Source organism: Nocardiopsis sp. TNDT3 (assembly GCF_003427465.1).
Taxonomy (GTDB): Bacteria; Actinomycetota; Actinomycetes; order Streptosporangiales; family Streptosporangiaceae; genus Nocardiopsis; species Nocardiopsis dassonvillei.
In genome coordinates this window covers 1-3,680 of the sequence record NZ_QPFC01000170.1, presented here as the reverse complement: position 1 = coordinate 3,680, position 3,680 = coordinate 1, and the positions used below count along the sequence as shown (strand labels likewise).

Below are 3,680 nucleotides of genomic sequence, written 5' to 3'. Positions count from 1 at the left end.
CCGGGGTGGAACGGCGGGGACGGCGGCGCGGGACTGCCCGAGACCTGGCGCCCCGTGGTGGTCGCCGGACCCGGCCACGGGGGCGCGCCGGTGGAGGACATCGAGCCCGAGGGCGTACCCGCTGGTCAGACGGTTCCGGACACGGATTACGCTGATGAGGTAAGGCGAACCTAACGGTTCCTGGGGCTCGACGGGAGCGTGAAGGGAGAAGAGTGGACACGGCCCAAGGACGTCCCTGCCAGCTCACGGTGTGCCGGGGCTGCTGCTGCGGTACCAAGAAGAAGGTCCCCGGGGTGGACCACAAGGCCCAGCTCGCCCGCCTCAGGGCCATCGACGACCACTCCGGCCGCAGCGTTCCCGTCCGCACCAGCAAGTGCCTGGGCATCTGCTTCCAGGCCAACGTGGTGGTCGTCCAGCCGTCCTCGGCGGGGCGGGCCGCCGGAGGCCGTCCGGTGTGGCTGGGGGAGGTCACCGAGGACAAGCTGGTCGAGGCCGTCGACGACTGGATCTTCGAGGGCGGGCCCGGTATCGCCCCGCTGCCCGCCGTCCTGGCCGACCACGTGACCTCCAAGGACGCCAAGAAGCCGAAGAAGCGCAAGAAGCCCAAGCACTCCAAGGCGGCCAAGAAGGAGCGCAAGAAGGACAGGCGCGAGGCCGCCGCCCGCCCGGGCAAGGACGGCGGGAAGAAGAAGGACGAGAAGTCCAAGAAGGGCAAGAAGTCCAAGAAGGACGACAAGAAAGCCAAGAAGGCCGAGAAAGCCAAGGACAAGAAGTCCGAGAAGGGCGGCAAGTCCGGCGGGGACTGACCCCAGGTCCCCGGAGGCCCCGCGCCCCGGCGCCGGAGAGGCTCCCGGCAGGCGGCCGCCCGGACGCGCCGGAAACCGTCCCACAGGGTCGGTCCCCGGCACGGGCGCTACCGGCTCTGCGGAGCGAACTGGGTCCGGTACAGCGCCGTGTACAGCCCGCCCTGGACCAGCAGCTCGTCGTGCGTGCCGCGCTCCAGGATCCGGCCGTCCTCCAGCACCAGGATCTGGTCCGCCTCGCGCACCGTCGCCAGCCGGTGCGCGATCACCAGCGAGGTCCGGCCCTCCAGCGCCACGGACAGCGCCTCCTGCACTGCCGCCTCGGACCCGGAGTCCAGGTGGGCCGTCGCCTCGTCCAGCACCACCACCGACGGCGCCTTCAGCAGCAGACGCGCGATCGCCAGCCGCTGCTTCTCACCGCCCGACAGCCGGTACCCGCGGTCGCCGACCATCGTGTCCAGCCCGTTGGGCAGCTGGTCCAGGAGGGTGCCCAGCCGCGCCATCCGCAGCACCTCCTCCAGCTCGGCGTCGGTCGCCTCCGGCCGGGCGTACCGCAGGTTCGCCCCCACGGTGTCGTGGAACAGCTGCGCGTCCTGGGTGACCACGCCGACCGCCTCGCGCAGCGAGTCGCCGGTCACCTCGCGCAGGTCCAGCCCGCCGACGAGCACCCGGCCCTCGGTCGGGTCGTACAGGCGCGACACCAGGTGCGTCAGCGTCGTCTTGCCCGCTCCGGACGGCCCCACCAGGGCCACCATCGTCCCCGGCTCCGCCCGGAACGACACCCCGCTCAGCACCTGGGTGTCCTCGTCCACCGACGCCTGCGGCGTCAGCTCCAGCGACGCCACCGACGACTCCTTCGCCGCCGGGTAGCGGAACGACACGTTGTCGAACTCCACGCCCAGACGCTCCCCGGGCAGGTTCCGTGCGTCGGGGCTCTCCCTGATGCCCGGTTCCAGGTCCAGCACCTCGAAGACCCGGTCGAAGGAGACCAGCGCGGTCATGATCTCCACGTGCACGTTGGACAGCGTCGTCACCGGCCCGTACAGGCGGGCGAGCAGGGTGGTCAGCGCCACCAGCGTGCCCACCTCGAAGGCCCCGCCGATCGCCAGCACGCCGCCGACCCCGTAGACCATCGCCATGGCCAGCGCCGTGATCAGGCCCAGCATGCTGAACAGCAGCGAGCCGAACACCGCCTGGCGCACGCCCAGGTCCCGGACCCGGCTCGCGCGCCGGGCGAACCCCGCCGACTCCTCCTCGGGGCGTCCGTACAGCTTGACCAGCATCGCCCCGCCGACGTTGAACCGCTCGGTCATCAGCGAGCTCATGTCCGCGTTGGTGTCCATCGCGTCGCGGGAGATGTGCGCCAGCCGTCGCCCGATCACCTTGGCGGGGACCACGAACAGCGGAACCAGGGCCAGCGCGATCAGCGTCACCTGCCACGACAGGGCGATCATCGTCACGATCACCGCGGTCGCGCTCACCACGTTGGACACCACCGACTGCAGGACGGAGGTGATCGCCCGCTGCGCGCCCACCACGTCCGTGTTCAGACGGCTGATCAGCGACCCCGTCTGCGTACGGGTGAAGAAGGCCACCGGCATCCGCTGGACGTGGGTGAACACCTGCGTGCGCAGCTGGTAGATGACCCCCTCGCCGATCCGGGAGGACAGCCACCTGCCGAGCAGGGTCAGTCCGCTCTCCAGCACCGCCAGCCCCGCCGCGGCGAGCGCCAGCCACACCACCAGCGCGGTGTTCCCGGTCAGGATGCCGCGGTCGATGATGGCCTTGAGCAGGAGCGGGTTGGCGACCACGATCCCGGCGCCGACCGTCGTCACCAACAGGAAACACAGGATCACCCGCCAGTGCGGGCGGGCGTAGGAGATGATGCGTCGGGTGATTCCGGGGGGCAGTGACTGCCCCTTCGCGCTCCCGTCGTTGACCAGGGCCCTGTAGGAGGGCCTGCCGGACATCATTGTCATGAACAGCCTCGTTCTGCTTGCCTATTCGCCACGCAAGCGTCAACACCGGTGCGTGTGCACCGCTTCCCAGGCCGCCTGCGGGCACGTGGAGGGGCCCGCACGCGTCACAGGGCGGGTGGAGCCGCGAGCCGTCGCGACGGGCCGGGGAGGTCCTGTCGGTACTAGAGGGAGTGGGCGAGGCGGCCCAGGGCCGCGGTGGTGGACCGGCCGGGGGTGAAGGGCAGCTCCCAGGCCTGCGCGCCGAGCGCCTCGGCGCCGCGGATCTTGGCCTGGGTGTAGCGGTCCCCGGCGGTGTAGGCCAGGGCGGCGGGCGCCAGGGGGCGCAGCACCTCGGCGTAGGAGGCCCAGTCGGCGACCTCGGGCGGTCCCTCGATGACGAACGCGCCGGTGACGCAGGCCAGGGCGGCCACGGTCTCGGCGCGCTCCTCCGCAGGGTTCACGGGGCGTCCCGGGCCCTTCCAGGCGCGCACGCGCGCGTCGGACTCCACGCCCACCACCAGGGGCAGCCCCCGGTCGGCGATGGAGCGGAGGAAGCGGACGTGTCCGACGTGCAGGACGTCGAAGGCCCCGGTGACGACCGCCGGTCGTACCAGGGGGTCGGGACGCTCGAACCAGTGGGCGCTCAGCGCGGTGCCGGGTCCCTGCGTCGCTTCCGTGTCCGTCATTCCACCACCCGTTCGGCAGGCCTGAGGGCGCCCGGATCCGATCGCGCCCGCGGGCTCGCCCGAAAGGTCAACGTATCCGTTCGGGACGGGTATTCCTTCTCGGGGCGCACCGACCGAACACGGTTCGCCTTCGGTGTGGGGGAGTGGCCCGCGAATGTGAGCTACATCACCGGAGAATCCACTCGATGGAATGCCGGAAATGTCCGAAATCGCGAATGAAGGAGGGAGGGCGG

3 protein-coding genes are annotated in these 3,680 nt (G+C 71.2%); 1 reads left to right on the top strand and 2 read right to left on the bottom strand.

Annotated elements, in window-relative coordinates; translation table 11 throughout:
* Positions 1-212 precede the first annotated feature (212 nt).
* Entirely contained in the window at positions 213-806 is a 594-nt protein-coding gene (locus DQW06_RS04725) for a (2Fe-2S) ferredoxin domain-containing protein (protein ID WP_117198025.1), read from the top strand.
* A 107-nt stretch (positions 807-913) separates the two neighbouring features.
* On the opposite strand, the gene DQW06_RS04720 is transcribed toward DQW06_RS04725, so the two are convergent.
* A complete protein-coding gene (locus DQW06_RS04720) occupies positions 914-2,776 on the bottom strand; it encodes an ABC transporter ATP-binding protein (RefSeq protein WP_041552822.1) in 1,863 nt (620 codons plus the stop codon).
* Between the two features lie 167 nt (positions 2,777-2,943).
* A complete protein-coding gene (locus DQW06_RS04715) occupies positions 2,944-3,447 on the bottom strand; it encodes an adenylyltransferase/cytidyltransferase family protein (protein ID WP_117198024.1) in 504 nt (167 codons plus the stop codon).
* Positions 3,448-3,680: the final 233 nt, after the last annotated feature.